Here is an 18,073-nt window from a genome sequence, read left to right on the forward strand (position 1 = left end):
TGCCGGACGGGCCTGTCGGGAACGCGCTCGGGAATGCCGCTCGGGGCTGCCGCTCGGGAATGCGCGAGGGCCGGTCAGCTCCCCAGCTGACCGGCCCCACGCTGCCGTCCGCCGCACCCCCGTCCCCACGGGGTTGATGGCCGGATGTCCCGACCCGGGCCGCTCTCCCGGGTCCGGGGCGCCGCTCAGCGCCCCAGCATCACGCCCACGGACGACGCCTGTGTGACCACCGCTTCCCAGCCGCCGAAGACGACCACGAGCAGGGCCGCGAGAGGGAGGACCATGGCGGTGGCCACCAGGGGGTGACGGCGGCCCGAAGGCCGGGGGGTCGTCCGGTGCGCCGTGTAGGCCATGGTTCCTCTCCTGTCGTGTCTGACGCGGCGGGTGCGTGACCTCGGGGGACGAGTGCTGCACCCGCCGCTTGACCTCAACACTAGGGAGCGGGAAGCGCCGGGACGTCATGCCCGCGTATCGACTTCCGGGCCTCCATGAGGATGACGTCCGCCCGTGCGGCGTACTCCCCTGGGTGGAGACGCGGCCTCGGAACCCCGGGTCTTCCCGGAGGGGTCGCACGGAGACGGCGTGGCGGCGTGACTTCGCTCACTTCCCCGGCTGCCGTGTGCCCGGGTGGGGCGAGCGGGCCCGGAAGCCGTCCTCCGGGACCACCCGTCGGATCCGAGACCGCTCGTCAAGTGGGTTTCCGGGGGCGGAGGTTGGGACCCGCCTTCTATGCCGTCCGCCCCCGGCGTCCCCCTCAGCACTGACAATCGATCCCGGTGCGAGGGCGCGGCCTATGAGCGCGTACGGGCGCCACTACGTAAGCTGTGCCACGTCGAACGGACGAGGGGACGGACATGGCGATGATGCGGCTCCGGCGCGAGGATCCGCGGATCGTCGGGTCGTTCCGGCTCCACCGCAGGCTGGGGGCCGGCGGGATGGGCGTCGTGTACCTGGGGTCCGACCGGCGCGGCCAGCGCGTGGCGCTGAAGGTGATCCGGCCCGACCTGGCCGAGGACCAGGAGTTCCGGTCGCGGTTCGCGCGCGAGGTGTCGGCCGCACGGCGGATCCGGGGCGGCTGCACCGCGCGGCTCGTCGCGGCCGATCTGGAGGCCGACCGCCCCTGGTTCGCCACCCAGTACGTGCCCGGCCCCTCGCTGCACGACCGGGTCGCCGAGGAGGGCCCGCTGCGCGCCGCCGACGTGGCCTCGATCGGGGCCGCGCTCTCCGAGGGCCTCGTCGCCGTCCACGAGGCCGGGGTCGTCCACCGGGACCTCAAGCCCTCGAACATCCTGCTCTCCCCGAAGGGCCCTCGGATCATCGACTTCGGGATCGCCTGGGCGACGGGCGCGAGCACCCTCACCCATGTCGGCACCGCCGTCGGATCGCCCGGCTTCCTCGCCCCCGAGCAGGTGCGCGGCGCGGCCGTCACCCCGGCCACCGACGTGTTCTCGCTCGGCGCCACCCTGGCGTACGCGGCGATGGCCGACTCCCCCTTCGGGCACGGCAGTTCCGAGGTCATGCTCTACCGCGTCGTGCACGAGGAGCCGCAGCTCCACGGCGTGCCGGACGCGCTCGCGCCGCTGATCCGGGCCTGCCTCGCGAAGGACCCGGAAGACCGTCCCAGCACCCTGCAGCTGTCCATGCGGCTCAAGGAGATCGCGGCGCGCGAGGCCCAGGGGCTTCCCGTCTCCCGACCGCCCGTGCAGCGGGAGCGGACCGAGGAGCGGAACACCGTCCGGCCGACCGAGCGGTACACCGAGCGGGACGTGCCTGGTCGTGGTGCCGAGCGGGGTGGCGAGCGCGGTTCCGAGCGGGGCGGGGAGCGTGGACCTGAGCGGGGGGCGGGGCGTGCGCCCTCGTCCCGTCCTTCGTCGACGGGACCCGGGCCTCGGACCGGAGGGTCGCGCGGGCCTCAGTCCCGGCCCGGGACCCGGCCCGGTGCCCGGTCCACGTCGACCGGCCGCCGCCCCGCCAATCCTCGGCTGCTGCGGCAGCGGCTCTTCGTGTTCGTGGTCGTGACGCTCGTCGTGGCCCTCGGCATCGCCGCCGCTCAGGCCCTTCAGGGGTAGCACCCCAGGAGGTCAGGCTTCCGGGCGGCCCGTCGCCACCGCGTAGAACGCGACCGCCGCCGCAGCGCCCACGTTGAGCGAGTCGACTCCGTGGGCCATCGGGATGCGGACCCACTCGTCGGCGGCGCGCAGCGCCTGCGTGGACAGGCCGTCGCCCTCCGCTCCCAGCATCAGCGCCACCCGGTCCAGGCGGTGCGGGGCGGCCTCGTCGATCGAGGTCGCCTTCTCCGCCGGGGTGAGGGCGAGGAGCTTGAAGCCCGCCTCCCGTACCGCCTCCAGGCCTCGGGGCCAGGCGTCCAGGCGGGCGTACGGGACGGAGAAGACCGCGCCCATCGACACCTTCACCGAGCGCCGGTACAGCGGGTCCGCGCAGTCCGGGGACAGCAGGACCGCGTCCATGCCGAGCGCGGCGGCGCTGCGGAAGATGGCCCCGATGTTCGTGTGGTCGTTCACCGACTCCATCACCACCACCCGGCGGGCGTCGGCGAGGAGTCCGGCCGCGTCCGGCAGCGGCTTGCGCTGCATCGAGGCGAGCGCGCCGCGGTGCACGTGGTAGCCGGTGACGCGTTCCGCGAGGTCCGGCTGGATCGCGTACACCGGCGCCGGGACCTCGTCGATGACGTCCCGCATGACGTCCACCCACTTGGCGGAGAGCAGCATCGACCGCATCTCGTACCCGGCCTGCCTGGCCCGGCGGATGACCTTCTCGCCCTCCGCGATGAACAGGCCCTCGGCCGGCTCGCGCCTGCGGCGGAGCTCGACGTCGGTCAGGCCGGTGTAGTCGCGCAGGCGCGGGTCGTCGGGGTCGTCGATCGTGATGAGTTCGGCCACGAGGTGATACTGCCTTGTCCGGGGTGTGGTGCCAATGTGCGGGAAGGTTTGGTTACCCCTGGTTACTCCGGGGTGTCGCTTCCGTGGTTCTTCGTCAGCTTGTCGGGGCCCTCGGTCACCACGTCGCCGATGACGATGACCGCCGGCGGGCGGACCTCCTCCGCCTTGACCGTCTCCGCGACCGTCGCCAGCGTCGCGTCCACCCGGCGCTGCGTCGCCGTCGTGCCCTCCTGGACCAGGGCCAGAGGGGTGTCCGGGCTCTTGCCGTGGGCGATGAGCGCCTCGGCGATCTTGCCGATCTTGTCCACGCCCATGAGGATCACGAGCGTGCCCGTGAGCTTCGCCAGCGACGCCCAGTCCACGAGGGAGCGCGGGTCGTCGGGGGCCACGTGGCCGCTGACCACCGTGAACTCGTGGGCCACCCCGCGGTGCGTCACCGGGATGCCGGCCGCTCCCGGGACCGAGATCGAGCTGGAGATGCCCGGGACCACCGTGCAGGCGATGCCCTCGGCGGCCAGGGCCTGCGCTTCCTCCATGCCCCGGCCGAAGACGAAGGGGTCTCCACCCTTGAGGCGGACCACCGACTTGCCCTGCTTCGCGTGCTCGATCAGGGCGTTGTTGATGGCCTCCTGGGCCATGAAGCGGCCGTACGGGATCTTCGCCGCGTCGATCACCTCGACGTGCGGCGGCAGCTCGTCCAGGAGGTCGCGGGGGCCGAGCCGGTCCGCGATGACCACGTCCGCCTCCGTGAGCAGCCGGCGGCCCCGGACCGTGATCAGGTCCGGGTCGCCCGGGCCGCCGCCCACCAGGGCGACGAAGGGGGTGCGGGAGCGGTGCGCGGGCGCGGCGATCGAACCGTCGCGGAGGCCCTCGACGATCGCGTCCCGTACGGCTGCGGAGCGGCGGGGGTCGTGGCCCGTGAGCACCGCGACGGTCACGCCCGCGTCGCGGCCCGTCGCCGGGGTCCAGGCCGTCGCCGCTTCGGCGTCGTCCGCTCGTACGCACCAGGTCCTGGTGCGCTCCGCCTCGGCCGAGGCCGCGGCGTTCGCCGCCGGGTCCGTCGTCGCCACCAGGGCGTACCAGGCGTCCGCCAGGTCGCCCTCCTCGTACCGCCGCTTGATCCAGGTGATCTCGCCCGTCTCCGCCATCGCGTCCACGGACGGGGTCGCGGAGGGCGAGATCAGGGTGATCTCCGCGCCCGCGGCGATCAGGGCCGGGAGGCGGCGCTGGGCCACCTGGCCGCCGCCGAGGACGACGACGCGGCGGCCGGCGAGGCGCAGTCCGACGGGGTAGGCGGGGTGCTCGGCGTTCTCTGCCATGGGTGAGCGGCTCCTCGGAGAGCGTGGCGGTGCGGGCGAGGGTGCCGCTGCTGCGGTGGAGCGGCTCGTTCATGGTCACGATAGCGGTGACCTGGGGGTTGCTGGGTGTGACGGATGTCCCCCGGCCGGTGGGCAGTGCGGCGGATGCCCCGGCCGGTGGGCAGGTGCGTGGGGGCCGCTCCGGAACCGGGTTCGGGACTGCATGATTTACGGCGCCTGCGGGGGACATCGGATGCCTGGGCGTTTCTTACGCGCCACAAATCACGCTTTACGTCCCGAACCCGGTTCCGGCGCGTCCCCCACTCCCGTTCGTGGGTGGGGGACGCGCCGTGGTCCTACTTCTCGGTGACTCCCGCCGAGTCGAACGTGGCCACCTCGTGCATCGCGCGTGCCGCGCTCTGGACCAGCGGGAGGGCCAGGAGCGCGCCCGTGCCCTCGCCGAGGCGCAGGTCGAGGTCGACCAGGGGGCGCAGGCCCAGCTTGTTCAGGGCCGCCACGTGGCCCGGCTCCGCGCTGCGGTGGCCCGCGATGCACGCCGCCAGGGACTCGGGGGCGATGGCGCGGGCGACCAGGGCCGCCGCGCCCGTGGACACGCCGTCCAGGATGACCGGGGTGCGGAGCGACGCCGCGCCCAGGATCAGGCCCACGAGGGCCGCGTGCTCCAGGCCGCCGATCGCCGACAGGACGCCGATCGGGTCCGCCGGGTCCGGCTTGTGCAGGTCCAGGGCGCGTCGGACCACGTCCACCTTGCGGGCGTGCGTCTCGTCGTTGATGCCCGTGCCCCGGCCCGTGACCTCGGCGGCGTCCACGCCCGTGTAGACCGAGATCAGTGCGGCGGAGGCCGTGGTGTTCGCGATGCCCATCTCGCCCGTGAGCAAGGCCTTGTTGCCGGCCGCTACGAGGTCACGGGCCGTTTCGATGCCGACCTCGATCGCCGCCAGGACTTCCTCGCGGGTCATCGCCAGGCCCGTGGTGAAGTCGCCCGTGCCCGCGCGGACCTTGCGGGGCAGGAGGCCCGGGGTGGCCGGGAGCTCCGACTTCACGCCCACGTCGACGACGCAGACCTCCGCCCCGACCTGGTTCGCGAACGCGTTGCAGACCGCTCCCCCGCCCAGGAAGTTGGCCACCATCTGGCCCGTGACCTCCTGCGGCCACGGGGTGACGCCCTGGGCGTGGACACCGTGGTCGCCGGCGAAGATCGCCACGGCGGCCGGCTCCGGGATCGGGGGCGGGCAGACCCGGGACAGACCCGAGAGCTGCGCGGAGATGATCTCCAGCATGCCCAGGGCCCCGGCGGGCTTGGTCATGCGCTTCTGCCGCTCCCACGCCTCGCCGAGCGCCTTGGCGTCCAGCGGGCGGATGTTCGCGACGGTCTCCTGTAGGAGGTCGTGCGGCTCCTCGCCAGGCAGCGCGCGGCGGCCGTACGTCTCCTCGTGGACGACCCAGGCCAGCGGGCGGCGCTTGGACCAGCCCGCCTGCATCAGCTCGGGCTCCTCCGGGAACTCGTCGACGTAGCCCACGCAGAGGTACGCGACCACTTCGAGGTGCTCGGGGAGGCCGAGGGCGCGGACCATCTCGCGCTCGTCGAAGAAGCTGACCCAGCCGACGCCCAGGCCCTCGGCGCGGGCCGCCAGCCAGAGGTTCTCGACGGCGAGCGCCGAGGAGTACGGGGCCATCTGCGGCTGCGTGTAGCGGCCGAGCGTGTGGCGGCCGCCCCGGGTGGGGTCGGCGGTCACCACGATGTTCACCGGGGTGTCGAGGATGGCCTCGATCTTCAGTTCCTTGAACTGCTTCGCCCGGGCCTTCGGCAGCGACTTGGCGTAGGCCTCGCGCTGACGCTGGGCCAGCTCGTGCATCGTCTGCCGCGTCTCGGCCGAGCGGATGACGACGAAGTCCCAGGGCTGCGAGTGGCCCACGCTGGGTGCCGTGTGGGCCGCTTCCAGGACGCGGAGGAGCACCTCGTGCGGGATCGGGTCGCTGCGGAAGCCGTTGCGGATGTCGCGGCGCTCGCGCATCACGCGGAGCACTGCTTCGCGCTCGGCGTCGTCGTAGCCCGGGGCCGGGGCGTCCGGGCGCGCCTCCGCGTCGGTCTCCGACGGTTCCTGAAGCTCCGTCTCGGCCTCCGGCTGTGCCTGGGTCTCCGCCTCGGCCTCCGGCTGCGGCTGGGTCTCCGCCTCGGCCTCCGGCTGCGCCTGGGGCTCCGTCTCGGTCTCCGGCTGCTCCTGGACCTCGGCCTCGGCGCTCGGCTGGGCCTGCGGCTCCGTCTCGGGCTGTGCCGCCACCTGCTGCTCGGGAAGGTCCTCGGCCACTGCCCGGATCTCTTCGGCCACGGCCTCCGTCGGCGCCTCGGTCGGCTCTTCGGCCTGGGGCTGCGCGGGGGCTTCGGCGGGGATCTCCGCGGTCACCGGCTCTTCCGGGGCCGCTGCCTCCGGTACGGCCTGCGCCACCGGCTCCACGACCTGCTCGGCCGGGACCTCCACGGGCTCGACCTCGGCCGCCTGGGCCGGGACCGGCTCCTCGACGACCGGCTGTGCGGCCTCGGGGGTCGCCTCGGCCGGGACTTCGACCGCCACTGCCTCGACCGGCGCCGCCTCGACGGCCTCGGCCTGCGGCGTTTCTTCGACCGGCTGCGCCGGCTCGGCCGGGGCCTCAGCCACCTGCGGCTCGGCCGCCTCGGCCTCGCGCGGGGCGGGGACAGCTGCCTCGGGGGTCGTTTCCTCGGGGGCCGGAGCGGGCTCCGGGGTCGGCTCCACGGCGGCCTCGGGGGCCTCCTGCGGCTCCACGGGCTCCGCCGCCTCGGCGACCGGCGTCGGCTCGGCGGCCTGGGGCGCCTCCGGTGCCGGGATCGGGGCCAGGTGCGGGGTCGTCGGGACGGAGCCCTCGACCTGGACGAACTGGGCCGCCGGCGGGACGACCGTTTCTGCGGGCGCCACCGGCTCCTGCGGCTGCGCGACCCACGGCTCGGCGCCCTGCGGGGCCAGCTGCTGGTCCTGCGCGATCTCGAAGTACTCGGGGCCGGTGGTCGGCGGGCCCGGGTTCCGCACCGGCATCGGGGCGGGGGCCGTCGCCACGACCGGCTCGGGGGCCGGGGCGGGCTGCGGGGCCGGGGCGGGCGCGGCGGCCGGGCCGCGGTCGGCCAGGGAGAGCACGACGCCACCGGTGGCGTCGGGCACCGGCGGGCCCATGTGCAGCGGGCGCCGGGCCGGCGGCGGGGTCGGGGCCGTGGCGGGCGGGGGCACGCGGACGCCGCCGAGGTCGACGGAGCCGGTGTCGCGGCCGGCCGCCTCGTGGGCGCCGGTGTCGAGGATGCCGGGTTCGTAGCCGTGGTCGGTGACGACCGGGACGCCGTGCGCCGGGGTGCCGAGCGGCACGCCCTGCGGCGGGGTCTGGCCCTGCGGGGCGGTCAGCACGTCGGCGAGCGCGACCCCGTCGGGGAGCGGGGCCGTGAGCGGGTCCGGCAGGGGGTCGGTGAGCGGGTCGCCCATCGGGGCCGGAGCCTCCGGGGCGGACGCGTGCGGCACGCCCTGGTTCGGGACGACCGGCGGCGGTACGGCGACCGGCGGCGCGGGCACGACGCCCGGCGGGTGCTCGCTCCAGGCGCCCTGGGCGCCCGGCATCAGGAGCAGGTCGTCGTCCTCGGTGGTGTGCTCGGAGGGGTCCAGGAAGGTGTACGCGCCCGGAGCGGGGATGCCCGGCTGCTCGACCATGCCTGCGTTCTCCGGCAGCCCCTCGCCCGGGACCTGGCCGGTGTCCGTCATGCGTACCCCTCGCCCATCGCTTGTGCTCCTTCAGACCTGCGCCCGTCGACAAGAACGAGCGCGCGCGCCGCACGGCACGAAGCACGCGGACACCCACACATTGTCGCGGCCCTCGGCCATCGTGGCAGGGAGATCCGCCACGGTGCGCTGTGGACTGCGCCACGTCGCGCGGTCCCCCCTGGTCGCGTACCACATCGGGGGCACAAAACGGCCCCCCATTCGGGACATTGGCGAACAGAGTGCCGAACGTCCCGGTGCGGTACAACAATCGGCCAGCCTACCCTGCCCCGGTGGGGCGGCCGGGTCACGGGGCCCGGTCGATCCTGCGTCCGGACAGCAGGAACACGACCGAACGCTCGCGTTCCGACCAGTCGTCGGGGTCGAGTCCGACGGTCTGGAGGAGGAGGCTCTCGACGGCGTAGCCGCCGTCGGCGAGGGCGGCGCCGATCGCCTCGGCCTCGTCACGGGTGGAGGCGTGGGCGACGATGCGTTCCGGGCGGCGGTCGGTGCAGGCGGTGACGACGGGGACGCCGCCGGCCGCGATCCGTACGACATCGGGTTCGGGCAGGCTCTCCAGGACGTGCGGGGCGCGGCCCGGGACGGTCTGGAGGGGCACTCCGTGGCGGCGGGCCGCCCGTTCGGTGCGGGCGCAGGCGGCCGGGTCGATGTCCACGGCGATGACGGCGGCACCGAAGCGGGCGGCCTCGACGGAGAACGCGCCGCCCGCGCAGCCGATGTCCCAGACGAGGTCGCCGGTGCGGGGCCCGAGGCGGGCCAGTTGGGCGGCTCGGAGGGCGGGGTCCGCGCCCGCGCCGGGGCGGACCCGGCCGGTTCCCGGGCTCTCGTCCTCGGAGTCGTACTCCTCGGTGGGAAGTCCCCAGCCACGGACCGCACGGGCGGCCGGGTCCTGGCCCATCAGCCAGGGGGCGGCGGGGGTGCCGCCGACCGCGCCGCCGATGACGAGGACGACGTTCGGGTCGCGCCAGGCGTGGTCGGCGGCCTTGTCGGAGGTGAGGACGGAGACCTGTTCGCGGTCGGTGCCGAGCTCCTCGCAGACGACGAAGGTGCGGTGGACGCCTTCGAGGAGGAGGGCGAGTTCGGCGGGTCCTGCGCCCGGCGAGGTGAGGACGGCGACCTTGGGGTGGGCGCGGCAGACGTTGACTGCGCGGCGCAGGGTGCGCTGGTGGGCGACGACGATCCGGGCGTCCTCCCAGGGCATGCCGGCCCGTGCGAAGGCGGCGGCGACGGAGGAGACGGCGGGGACGACCTCGACCTCGAGACCGTGCTCGGGGGCGCGCAGGGTGCGGACGACGCCGAAGAAGCCGGGGTCGCCGTCGGCGAGGACGACGGCGGTGCCGCGGTGTGTCGCGATGCGGCGGGCCGCGAGGTCGACGCTGCCGAGGCGGATGCGTTCGGCGCCGGGCGGCACCTCGGGCAGCGCCAGGTGGTGGGCGGCGCCGGCCACGAGGGTGGCGGCGGAGAGCGCGGACCGGGCCGCCGCGGTGAGGGGCGAGCCGTCCCAGCCGATCACCGTGACGCGGTCGGCCATCGTCGTCTGTCTCCCTGGGGTGTTGTCGCAGGTCGGGGGCTTGCCGAGCGTACCCCGGGATCGCTGCGGGGGCTCAGCTCCAGTCGGTGTACGAGGAGTAGCCGGCCTCGGCCATCTGGTCGGCGACGCCGTCGAGGTCCTCGGGGAGGAGGCCCCAGACGATGAAGTCGGTGCGCAGTTCGGTCCAGGCGCCGTCCTCGGTGCGGGTGCGGGCTATGCAGGCGTTGCGCAGGACGCCTTCGCTGATGCAGCCGATCTTCTGGGCGACCTGCTGGGAGGCGGTGTTGTCGGCGGCGGTCCGCAGTTCGAGGCGTTCGAACTTCTGGTCGCCGAAGAGCCACTGGGCGGTGGCGAGCGCGGCTTCGGAGGCGTAGCCCTCGCCGCGGGCCCAGGGGGCGATGATGTAGGACATCTCGGTGGAGCGGACCCGCCAGTCGGTGTTGCTCAGCTGGACGATGCCCACCAGACGCTGGGTCAGGAACTCGGTGACGGCGAGGTCGAGGCCCCGTCCCGCGGTGCGTTCGGTGGGGGCGTACTCGGTGATCCAGCCGCGTGCGGCGTCCTCGGTGTACGGCTGTGGCACGGCCGTCCAGGCGGCGACCATCTCGTCGTTCATCATCTCGGCGAGGGCGGGGGCGTCCGCCTCCTCGAGCGCGCGCAGCACCAACCGGTCCGTGTTGATGGAGATGTCCGGAAAGGTGGTAGTCATGCGCAGCTCCATGCCGTGGACCGTCCGAATCGACCGTGAACGCACAGCATGCAGCATGCGGGCGCCGGTGCGCATGGCCGGGTCGGGTGTGCCGGGTGATGTGTGGGGCGGGTGTGGCGAAGGCCCCGCGCATCGGACGGGATGCGGGGGCCTTCTGCTCAAGGACTGTACGGGGGAGCCGGTCTGACGGTCCCTCGGACGTCTTTCGGCGGTGCTGCCTTACTTGGCGGCGCCGAAGGCCGGGATGACCGAGCCCTTGTAGGTGTCCTCGATGTACTTCTTCACCTCGGGCGAGTTGAGGAGCTTGGCGAGCTTCTGCACGCGGGCGTCCTTCTCGTTGCCGGCCTTGACGGCGAGGAAGTTGGCGTACGGGTTGCCCTCCGCCTTCTCCAGGACGAGGGCGTCCTTCGCCGGGGACAGCTTGGCCTCGATGGCGTAGTTGCCGTTGATGACGGCGGCGTCCACGTCGTTCAGGGCGCGGGGCACGGTGGCGGCCTCCAGCTCCTTGAACTCCAGGCCCTTCTTGTCGGTGATGTCGGAGAGCTTGGCGTCGGTGCCGACACCGTCCTTGAGGGTGATGAGGCCGTTCTCGGCGAGGAGGTGGAGCGAGCGGCCCTCGTTGGTGGTGTCGTTCGGGACGGCGATCGTCTGGCCGGCCTTGATGTCCTTCACCGACTTGAGGCTCTTGGAGTAGAGGCCCAGCGGCTCCAGGTGGACGTTGACCACCGGGACGATGGTGGTCTTGTTCTTCTTGTTGAAGTCGTCGAGGTACGGCTTGTGCTGGAAGAAGTTGGCGTCGACCTGGCCGGACTGGGTGGCGGTGTTCGGCAGGACGTAGTCCGTGAACTCCTTCACCTCCAGCTTCAGGCCGGCCTTCTCGGCCAGGTTGTCCTTGACGAAGTTGAGGATGTCGGCGTGCGGCGTCGGGGACGCGGCGACGACGAGGGGCTTGTCGGCGGCGCCGGCCGAGTCCTTGGCGGAGGACGGGTCCGAGGAGGTGCCGCAGGCGGTGAGGCCGAGGGCCAGGGCTGCGGTGGCGGCGATACCGGCGGTGAGCTTGATGTTCTTGCGCACGAAGAGTGCCTCTTTCCGGTGGAGCGGTGGACGCCTGGACAACAAGTCCGGGCTGTTCTTCGAAAACGAAGTCTTGGGGTGGCCGGGGGCCGTTACGCGGTACGGCCCCGGCGGGCGAGGAGTCGGACGACTCCGTCGCCGATGAGCTGGACGACGGTCACGATGGCGACCAGGACGACGACGGTGACGAGCATGAACGTGGTGTCGAAGCGCTGGTATCCGTAGGTGACGGCCTTGGAGCCGAGGCCTTCGCCGCCGACCGCGCCGGCCATCGCGGAGTACCCGATGAGCACGATCACGGTGGTGGTGACGGCGGAGACGAGGGACGGCAGGGCCTGCGGGAGCAGGACCTTGCGGACGATGGTGGGGATGCCGCCGCCCATGGCCTGGACGGCTTCGACGAGTCCGTGGTCGACCTCGCGGATCGCCGTCTCGACGAGGCGCGCGAAGAAGGGGATGGCGCCGATGGCGAGCGGCACGATCATCGCGGTGGGACCGATGAAGGTGCCGACGACGAAGGTCGTGAAGGGGATCAGGGCGATCAGCAGGATGATGAACGGCAGCGAACGCCCGACGTTCACGATCGCACCGACGACCTTGTTCACCGGCCGGTTCTGCAGCAGTCCGCCCTTGTCCGTGAGGACGAGGAGGATGCCGAGCGGCAGGCCGCCGACGATGGTGACGACGGTGGCCCACAGGACCATGTAGAGGGTGTCGACGGTGCCCTGCTCCAGAAGGGGCTGCATCTCCGACCAGGTCACTTGGCACCTTCCTTCACCAGCACGGGCGCGGCGGCCGGCTGCTGTACGTCGTCTTCCACGAGTTCGACCTGGAGGCCCTGCTCGCGCAGGAAGCCGACCGGGACGACGTTCTCCTCGTACCGTCCGGGCAGTTCGATCCGCATCCGGCCGATCTGCTTCCCGCCGACGGTGTCCATCGCCGCCCCGAGGATCGAGATGTCGATGTTGTACGTGCGGGAGAGCTGGGAGATCACCGGCTGGGTCGCGGCCTCGCCGTGGAACGTGACGTCCACGACGGTGCGGTCGGGACCGGTGGGGGCGCCGCTGACCGGGAACAGCTCGGCCGCCAGCTGGGAGCCGGGGGTGGCGAGCAGTTCGCCGACGGTGCCGGACTCGACGACGCGGCCGTACTGCATCAGGGCGGCGGAGTCGCAGATCGTCTTGACGACGTCCATCTCGTGCGTGATGAGCAGGACGGTGAGGCCGAGCTGCTGGTTGAGGTCGCGCAGGAGCTGGAGGATGGAGCGGGTGGTCTCCGGGTCGAGGGCGCTGGTGGCCTCGTCGGAGAGCAGGACCTTGGGGTTGCCTGCGAGGGCGCGGGCGATGCCGACGCGCTGCTTCTGGCCGCCGGAGAGCTGGCCGGGGTAGGACTTCGCCTTGTCGGCGAGGCCGACCAGGTCGAGGAGTTCCAGGGCGCGGCGGGAGCGCTCGGCGCCGGAGACGCCGAGGATCTCCAGGGGGAGCTCGATGTTGTCCTTGACCGTGCGGGAGGACAGCAGGTTGAAGTGCTGGAAGACCATGCCGATGCTGCTGCGCGCGCGGCGCAGGTCCTTGCCGGCGCGGCGGCTCTTCCCAGCGAGGGCGGTGAGGTCGACGCCGTCGACGGTCACGGTGCCGGAGGTGGGGCGCTCCAGGAGGTTGACGCAGCGGATGAGCGAGGACTTGCCGGCGCCGCTCTGGCCGATCACGCCGAACACCTCGCCCTCGCGGACGTGGAGGTCGACGCCGTCCAGAGCGGTGACCTGTCGGCCGCGCGACTCGTAGACCTTGGTCAGGCCCGAAGTGGTGATCACAGGGGTTTCCGTCACTGTCGAGTGCGCGACGCGGGGTCCGTCGTGCACGGGCATTCGTCATTCGGACAGTCAGGCGCACGGGGGGCTGTCGGCCGGCTGGTGGCCGGGGGCAGCGGTGCGCGGGGCAGGCACGGTCCGGCGCCGGATGGCGGTCGGATCGGCTCGGCCGTCGGGGTCTCGCTTCGGGGCGCGAGGCTCAGGCGGGGGCCCTCAGATGGCGCACATTCGACACATACAACGAGCACCGGGCGTCGTGTTCGCCTCGGTCGCAAGGGTGCGGTTGCTCGTCGTGGTCATGGCTGCAAGTAAAACATGCGCAGCTGCGAAGGGAAGGGGGTTGTCCGAATAGCGGACGTCGTTGAGACGCCATGCGGACGCGCCGGAGCCGGCCCGTGGCGCGCCTTTCCGTGCGTGGCCTGGAGGGAAGCGGTCCCGGGCCCGGCCGCGGCGGGGAGGGTGATCGGGGGCGGGATGTGGCCAAGGCCACGCGGTCGGCGGGGCCGCGCGCGCTCTCCCGCAGGCCCCGGTTCGCTTCCCCGCAGGCCCTAGTGCGCTCTCCCGCAGGCCCCGGTTCGCTCTCCCGCAGGCCCCGGTTCGCTCCCTCGCAGGGCCCGGTTCGCTCTCCCGCGGGGCCCGGTTCGCTCCCCGGCGGGGCCCGGTTCGCTCCCCCGTTCCCTCCTCGATGAGCCGGGGGGCGAGCGCATCGGGCCATTCGGACCGTAATACCCTCGGGCGCATGCTTGACGCCCTGACGGTCGCGGTCTCCGTGGCCGCGCTCGCCCTCGCCGCCTGGTGCGGCTTCGCCGCCTTCCGGGACCAGTCGACCAAGGACTGGCACTTCATCGGCATGGCCGTGGTGACGTTCCTGGTCCTGGTCCAGCTGATCGTCGGCATCGTGCAGCTGGCACGCGGCGAGAAGGCCGAGGAGGGCACGACGATCTTCGTCGCCTATCTGCTCGGCGCGCTGTGCGCGGTGCCCATCGCCGGTTTCATGTCGCTCGCGGAGCGCAGCCGGTGGGGTTCGGCGACGGTGGCGGCCGGCGCGGTCGTCCTGGCCGTGCTCGAAGTGCGTCTCTACGACATCTGGACGGTGGGCTGACCATGACCGCGACCGAGACCCAGGGGACCGAGACCCAGGGAAGGACCCGTCTCGTCACGGGCCCGGGCATGCTGCTCGTCTGGCTGTACGGCGTGATGTCGGTCGGCGCGGTCTCCCGCTCGATCTACCAGATCGCCACCGAGTTCGACCGTGCGCCGCTCGCGTACGGCCTGTCGGCGGTGGCGGCCGTCGTCTACGTGTTCATCACGTACACGCTGGTACGCGGCGGGGAGAAGGCCCGCAGGGCGGCGCTGGTGTGCTGCGCCGCCGAGCTCGCGGGCGTACTGATCGTGGGGACCTGGACGCTGGTGGAGCCGTCCGCCTTCCCCGACGCGACCGTCTGGTCCGACTTCGGCTACGGCTACGTCTTCATCCCGGTACTGCTGCCGCTGACCGGCATCTGGTGGCTGCGGAAGTCGGCCAAGGCCGCATAGCGCCCGCCCGGAGGAGCCGAGGCCGCACAGGGCCTCTCCGGAGGGGCTGAGGGAGGCCGCCTAGGCGGCCTTCTCCAGGGTCACCAGGGTGAGCTTGGGGCCGAGTTCGCGGGTGCCGACCTGCGCGTACCCCTTGCTGCGGTAGAGGCGGAGATTGCCCTCGCTGCGGTGGCCGGTGAAGAGCTGGAAGCGCTTGGCGGACGCCGTCTCCTCCGCCTCCGAGGCGAAGTGGCGCTCGATGCCGTCGAGGAGGCGGCCGCCGAGGCCGTGCCGCTGCATGCGCGGGTGGACGATCAGCTTGGCGATCCGCACCGTGCCCTCCTCGTCGAGGCGGGCCCGTACGGAGGCGACGACCTCGTCGCCGAGCCGGGCCACGAGCCCGTACCCCTCGTCCAGTTCGGCGCGCAGGGCGTCGAGCGACTGGGTGAGCGGTTCGATGGACCAGTCCCCGTACAGCTCCGCCTCGCTCTGGTAGCAGAGGTACTGCAGCTTCAGGATGTGCTCCGCGTCCTGCGGTTCCGCTGCTGAGATGGTCACACTCAGGCCCATGTGTGCACGCCTCCCGCTCATCTGGTCGATCATCGGTTTACCGCACCCTTCCCCGTCGACCCGGGGCGGGAACCTCTGCCGCCAGCATTCTGCGCAAACATCCCAGGCAACGGGAACGCATCGGCCCCAGACTGCCCTGTGAGATACCCAACTCTCCTGCGATTTCCCGGTAAGTGGGGTCCTCCGGGTCGAGCATCGCGGTGAGCACCTTCGGGCAGCGGCCGGGTGTCCTGGTGACGGCCGCGCGCAGGGTGCGGCGGCCCTCGGCGGCGAGGAGGGAGTGTTCCGGCTCGGCGCCGCCCGGCTCGTGGACGGGTTCGTCCCGGTACGGGCGTTCGCGGTCGTGGGTCCTGCGGGCGCGGCGCGCCTCCGCGCGGACGGCGCGGCGCAGCCATTCGGCGGGCCGTTCGGGGGCGGTGCCGGTCTCCTGGAGCTGCTCCAGGAGGCGGAGCCAGACGGCCTGTTCGAGGTCGCCCGGGTCGACGCCGGCGGCCGGCGCCTCGGCGTCGGACTCGGCGGAGAGCAGCGGGGCGAGGGCGGCGAGGAGGCCGGGGGCCTGCGCTCCGGGGGCCTGCGCTTCCGGGGCGGGGGTGGTCTCGGGGGAGGTCATGACCGGCACGATGCCGGGGTGCGCGGCCGTGGTTGCGGTGCGGGGCGTAAACCACCCGGGAGGGGGTCGTACGGGTGCGGCGGCCCGGCCCGTACGACCCCCTCGTCGGGTCAGTCGCGGGCGGTGAGGTCCGCGGCGGCGAGCCGGGCGGTGTCCGGGTTGTCGGAGAAGATGCCGTCGATCCCCGTCTCCAGGTACCGCTTCAGCGCTCCGAAGGCGTCGCCGTACGCCGTCGGGTCCGTGCCCTTGCGGAAGTCCGCGGGCAGGAAGGTGTTCTCGTTGCGGTGCGTGTACGGGTGGAGGATCAGCCCCTCGGCGTGCGCGTCGCGGACCAGGGTGGTCGGGGTGCCGAGCCGGCCGCTCGCGTCCTTCGGGATGACCAGGTCGAGCGTGGGGCCGATGCCCTGCGCGTACGAGGCGATCCAGGCGAGGCCCTCGGGCGTGACCAGGTCGGCGACCGTGCGCGGGTCCCCGGCCTCGACGAAGTCCCAGGGGCGGCTGCTCGGGCCGGAGAGCAGGACGACGCCCGGGGCGTCCACCAGCTTCTTCAGGCGCTGGATGCTGCTGGGCTCGAAGGACTGGAGGAAGACCGGGGAGTTCGCGCGGTGGCGTCCGTACCGGCGCAGGAGCTTCGCGAGGCGCTCCTCCAGGCCGAGGCCGAGGGAGCGGAAGTAGCTGGGGTGCTTGGTCTCGACGTGGAGCCAGATCTCGCGGCCCCGGCGGCGGCCCTCCTCCTCCGCCCACTCGAGGACCTCCTCGAAGGTGGGGACCGTCCAGCGGCCGTCGTAGAGGGTGTTCTCCTGGCGAGTGCCGGGGATGCGCTCCTTGGCCCGCAGGGTCTTGAGCTCGGCGAGCGTGAAGTCCTCGGTGAACCAGCCGGTGAGGGCGACGCCGTCGACGGTCTTGGTGGTCTTCCGGGAGGCGAACTCGGGGTGGTCGGCGACGTCGGTGGTGCCGGTGATGTCGTTCTCGTGGCGGCAGACCAGGTGCCCGTCGCGGGTGGGGACGAGGTCCTGCTCGACGACGTGGGCGCCGATGTCGAGGGCGTGGCGGTAGGAGCCGAGGGTGTGCTCGGGGCGGTAGCCGGCGGAGCCGCGGTGGCCGATGACGGTGGGGACGGGGAGGGAGCGGTAGCCGTGGCCGCGGCCGGGCGTGCGGTCCTCGGCCAGGTCCGCGTCGGCGGCCTGCGCGGTGCCGGTGCCGGCCGCGAGGGCCGTGGAGGCGCCGAGGACGGTGGCGCCCGCCGCTCCGAGAACCGTGCGCCGTGCCGGGGTCCGGCGTTCGCCCTGGGTCATGGGGGATCCTCCTGTGTGAGCCGCGGTGTGATGTCCCGCACCTGTCAACTGTTGTCCCCGACGCTAGGCAGCGGGGCCCTACGGGCGGCAGACCTCGGCCGAACATGGCGGAAACACACGTCAACACTGCGTATCCGTTCGGTGAACCCGATGTGCGCGTGAGGGTGACCCGCGAGTATCGTCGCCAGCTGCAACCGTCGTCTCGACAACTCGACCGACCCGCTTCCCACCGGAGGAACCGTTGTCCCGTCATGCGATCATCAAGGCAGTGCTCGGGCCGGTCATGCGCCTGATGTTCCGCCCCCGCGTGGAGGGCGTCGAGAACATCCCCGGGACGGGGCCCGTGATCCTCGCCGGCAACCACCTGACCTTCATCGACTCGATGATCATGCCGATCTGCCTGGACCGTCCGGTCTACTTCATCGGCAAGGACGAGTACGTGACGGGCAAGGGCATCAAGGGCCGGGCGATGGCCTGGTTCTTCACCAGCGTCGGCATGATCCCGGTGGACCGGGACGGCGGCCGCGGTGGTGTGGCGGCGCTGATGACCGGCCGCCGTGTCCTTGAGGAGGGCAAGATCTTCTCGATCTACCCGGAGGGCACCCGCTCCCCCGACGGCCGTCTCTACCGGGGCCGTACGGGCATCGCGCGGCTGACCCTGATGACGGGCGCGCCGGTGGTGCCGTTCGCGATGATCGGCACCGACAAGATCCAGCCGGGCGGGGCGGGCTTCCCGCGCCCGGGCCGGGTGACGGTCCGCTTCGGCGAGGCGATGGAGTTCTCGCGGTACGACGGGATGGACCGCGACCGGTACGTCCTGCGGGCGGTGACGGACTCGGTGATGGCCGAGGTGATGCGGCTGTCCGGGCAGGAGTACGTGGACATGTACGCCACGAAGGCGAAGGCCGCGTAACTCTGGCTCTGTACGTCGAAGTGCCCCGTACGGCTCGTGGCCGTACGGGGC

Annotated in this window: 16 protein-coding genes; 4 read left to right on the forward strand and 12 right to left on the reverse strand. The window is 72.8% G+C overall.

Annotated elements, in window-relative coordinates; translation table 11 throughout:
- Nucleotides 1-185 precede the first annotated feature (185 nt).
- Entirely contained in the window at nt 186-353 is a 168-nt protein-coding gene (locus SVTN_RS44735) for a hypothetical protein (RefSeq protein ID WP_041128293.1), read from the reverse strand.
- A gap of 501 nt (nt 354-854) precedes the next feature.
- Here SVTN_RS44735 and SVTN_RS07150 point away from each other — a divergent pair.
- Entirely contained in the window at nt 855-2,069 is a 1,215-nt protein-coding gene (locus SVTN_RS07150) for a serine/threonine-protein kinase (RefSeq protein ID WP_041128294.1), read from the forward strand.
- 12 nt (nt 2,070-2,081) lie between these two features.
- Here SVTN_RS07150 and SVTN_RS07155 read toward each other — a convergent pair whose 3' ends face one another.
- The 8 genes from SVTN_RS07155 to SVTN_RS07195 form a co-directional block, all read right to left on the reverse strand.
- Complete coding sequence (locus SVTN_RS07155) at nt 2,082-2,900, reverse strand: TrmH family RNA methyltransferase (protein ID WP_041128295.1); 819 nt, start codon at nt 2,898-2,900, stop codon at nt 2,082-2,084.
- A 62-nt stretch (nt 2,901-2,962) separates the two neighbouring features.
- Nucleotides 2,963-4,219, reverse strand: coding sequence for a uroporphyrinogen-III C-methyltransferase (gene cobA / locus SVTN_RS07160; protein ID WP_041128296.1), 1,257 nt, complete (start codon nt 4,217-4,219; stop codon nt 2,963-2,965).
- A gap of 335 nt (nt 4,220-4,554) precedes the next feature.
- The gene (gene cobT / locus SVTN_RS07170; protein WP_041128298.1) at nt 4,555-7,977 is read right to left on the reverse strand and encodes a nicotinate-nucleotide--dimethylbenzimidazole phosphoribosyltransferase; all 3,423 of its coding nucleotides are present in this window, start codon (nt 7,975-7,977) and stop codon (nt 4,555-4,557) included.
- A 304-nt stretch (nt 7,978-8,281) separates the two neighbouring features.
- Entirely contained in the window at nt 8,282-9,526 is a 1,245-nt protein-coding gene (gene cbiE / locus SVTN_RS07175; protein WP_041128299.1) for a precorrin-6y C5,15-methyltransferase (decarboxylating) subunit CbiE, read from the reverse strand.
- Between the two features lie 73 nt (nt 9,527-9,599).
- Nucleotides 9,600-10,235 (reverse strand): GNAT family N-acetyltransferase, encoded by a 636-nt coding sequence (locus SVTN_RS07180; protein WP_041133671.1) that lies wholly within the window; start codon nt 10,233-10,235, stop codon nt 9,600-9,602.
- A gap of 219 nt (nt 10,236-10,454) precedes the next feature.
- Complete coding sequence (locus tag SVTN_RS07185) at nt 10,455-11,309, reverse strand: MetQ/NlpA family ABC transporter substrate-binding protein (RefSeq protein ID WP_041128300.1); 855 nt, start codon at nt 11,307-11,309, stop codon at nt 10,455-10,457.
- A 92-nt stretch (nt 11,310-11,401) separates the two neighbouring features.
- Nucleotides 11,402-12,070, reverse strand: coding sequence for a methionine ABC transporter permease (locus tag SVTN_RS07190; RefSeq protein ID WP_041128301.1), 669 nt, complete (start codon nt 12,068-12,070; stop codon nt 11,402-11,404).
- On the reverse strand, nt 12,067-13,122 hold the full coding sequence (locus SVTN_RS07195; RefSeq protein ID WP_041128302.1) for a methionine ABC transporter ATP-binding protein: 1,056 nt from the start codon (nt 13,120-13,122) through the stop codon (nt 12,067-12,069). Before SVTN_RS07195 ends, SVTN_RS07190 begins: the two co-directional genes overlap by 4 nt.
- Before the next feature lie 736 nt (nt 13,123-13,858).
- On the opposite strand from SVTN_RS07195, the gene SVTN_RS07200 reads away from it, so the two are divergent.
- Both SVTN_RS07200 and SVTN_RS07205 read left to right on the forward strand, forming a co-directional pair.
- On the forward strand, nt 13,859-14,221 hold the full coding sequence (locus SVTN_RS07200; RefSeq protein ID WP_041128303.1) for a hypothetical protein: 363 nt from the start codon (nt 13,859-13,861) through the stop codon (nt 14,219-14,221).
- A 2-nt stretch (nt 14,222-14,223) separates the two neighbouring features.
- Complete coding sequence (locus SVTN_RS07205; protein ID WP_041128304.1) at nt 14,224-14,655, forward strand: hypothetical protein; 432 nt, start codon at nt 14,224-14,226, stop codon at nt 14,653-14,655.
- A 60-nt stretch (nt 14,656-14,715) separates the two neighbouring features.
- Here the strand turns inward: SVTN_RS07205 and SVTN_RS07210 are convergent, their stop codons facing one another.
- The 3 genes from SVTN_RS07210 to SVTN_RS07220 form a co-directional block, all read right to left on the reverse strand.
- Nucleotides 14,716-15,204: a GNAT family N-acetyltransferase gene (locus SVTN_RS07210; protein ID WP_041128305.1), complete on the reverse strand. Its 489-nt coding sequence runs from the start codon at nt 15,202-15,204 to the stop codon at nt 14,716-14,718.
- Nucleotides 15,205-15,241: 37 nt separating this feature from the next.
- Nucleotides 15,242-15,814, reverse strand: a complete 573-nt coding sequence (locus tag SVTN_RS07215) for a sigma-70 RNA polymerase sigma factor region 4 domain-containing protein (RefSeq protein WP_041128306.1) — start codon at nt 15,812-15,814, stop codon at nt 15,242-15,244.
- Between the two features lie 110 nt (nt 15,815-15,924).
- Nucleotides 15,925-17,109 (reverse strand): glycerophosphodiester phosphodiesterase, encoded by a 1,185-nt coding sequence (locus SVTN_RS07220; RefSeq protein WP_041128307.1) that lies wholly within the window; start codon nt 17,107-17,109, stop codon nt 15,925-15,927.
- Between the two features lie 241 nt (nt 17,110-17,350).
- Here SVTN_RS07220 and SVTN_RS07225 point away from each other — a divergent pair, with 241 nt between their 5' ends.
- Nucleotides 17,351-18,022 carry a lysophospholipid acyltransferase family protein gene (locus SVTN_RS07225; protein WP_041128308.1) on the forward strand — a complete coding sequence of 224 codons (672 nt, stop codon included), beginning with the start codon at nt 17,351-17,353 and terminating at the stop codon, nt 18,020-18,022.
- Nucleotides 18,023-18,073: the final 51 nt, after the last annotated feature.

This window comes from Streptomyces vietnamensis (genome assembly GCF_000830005.1).
GTDB lineage: Bacteria > Actinomycetota > Actinomycetes > Streptomycetales > Streptomycetaceae > Streptomyces > Streptomyces vietnamensis.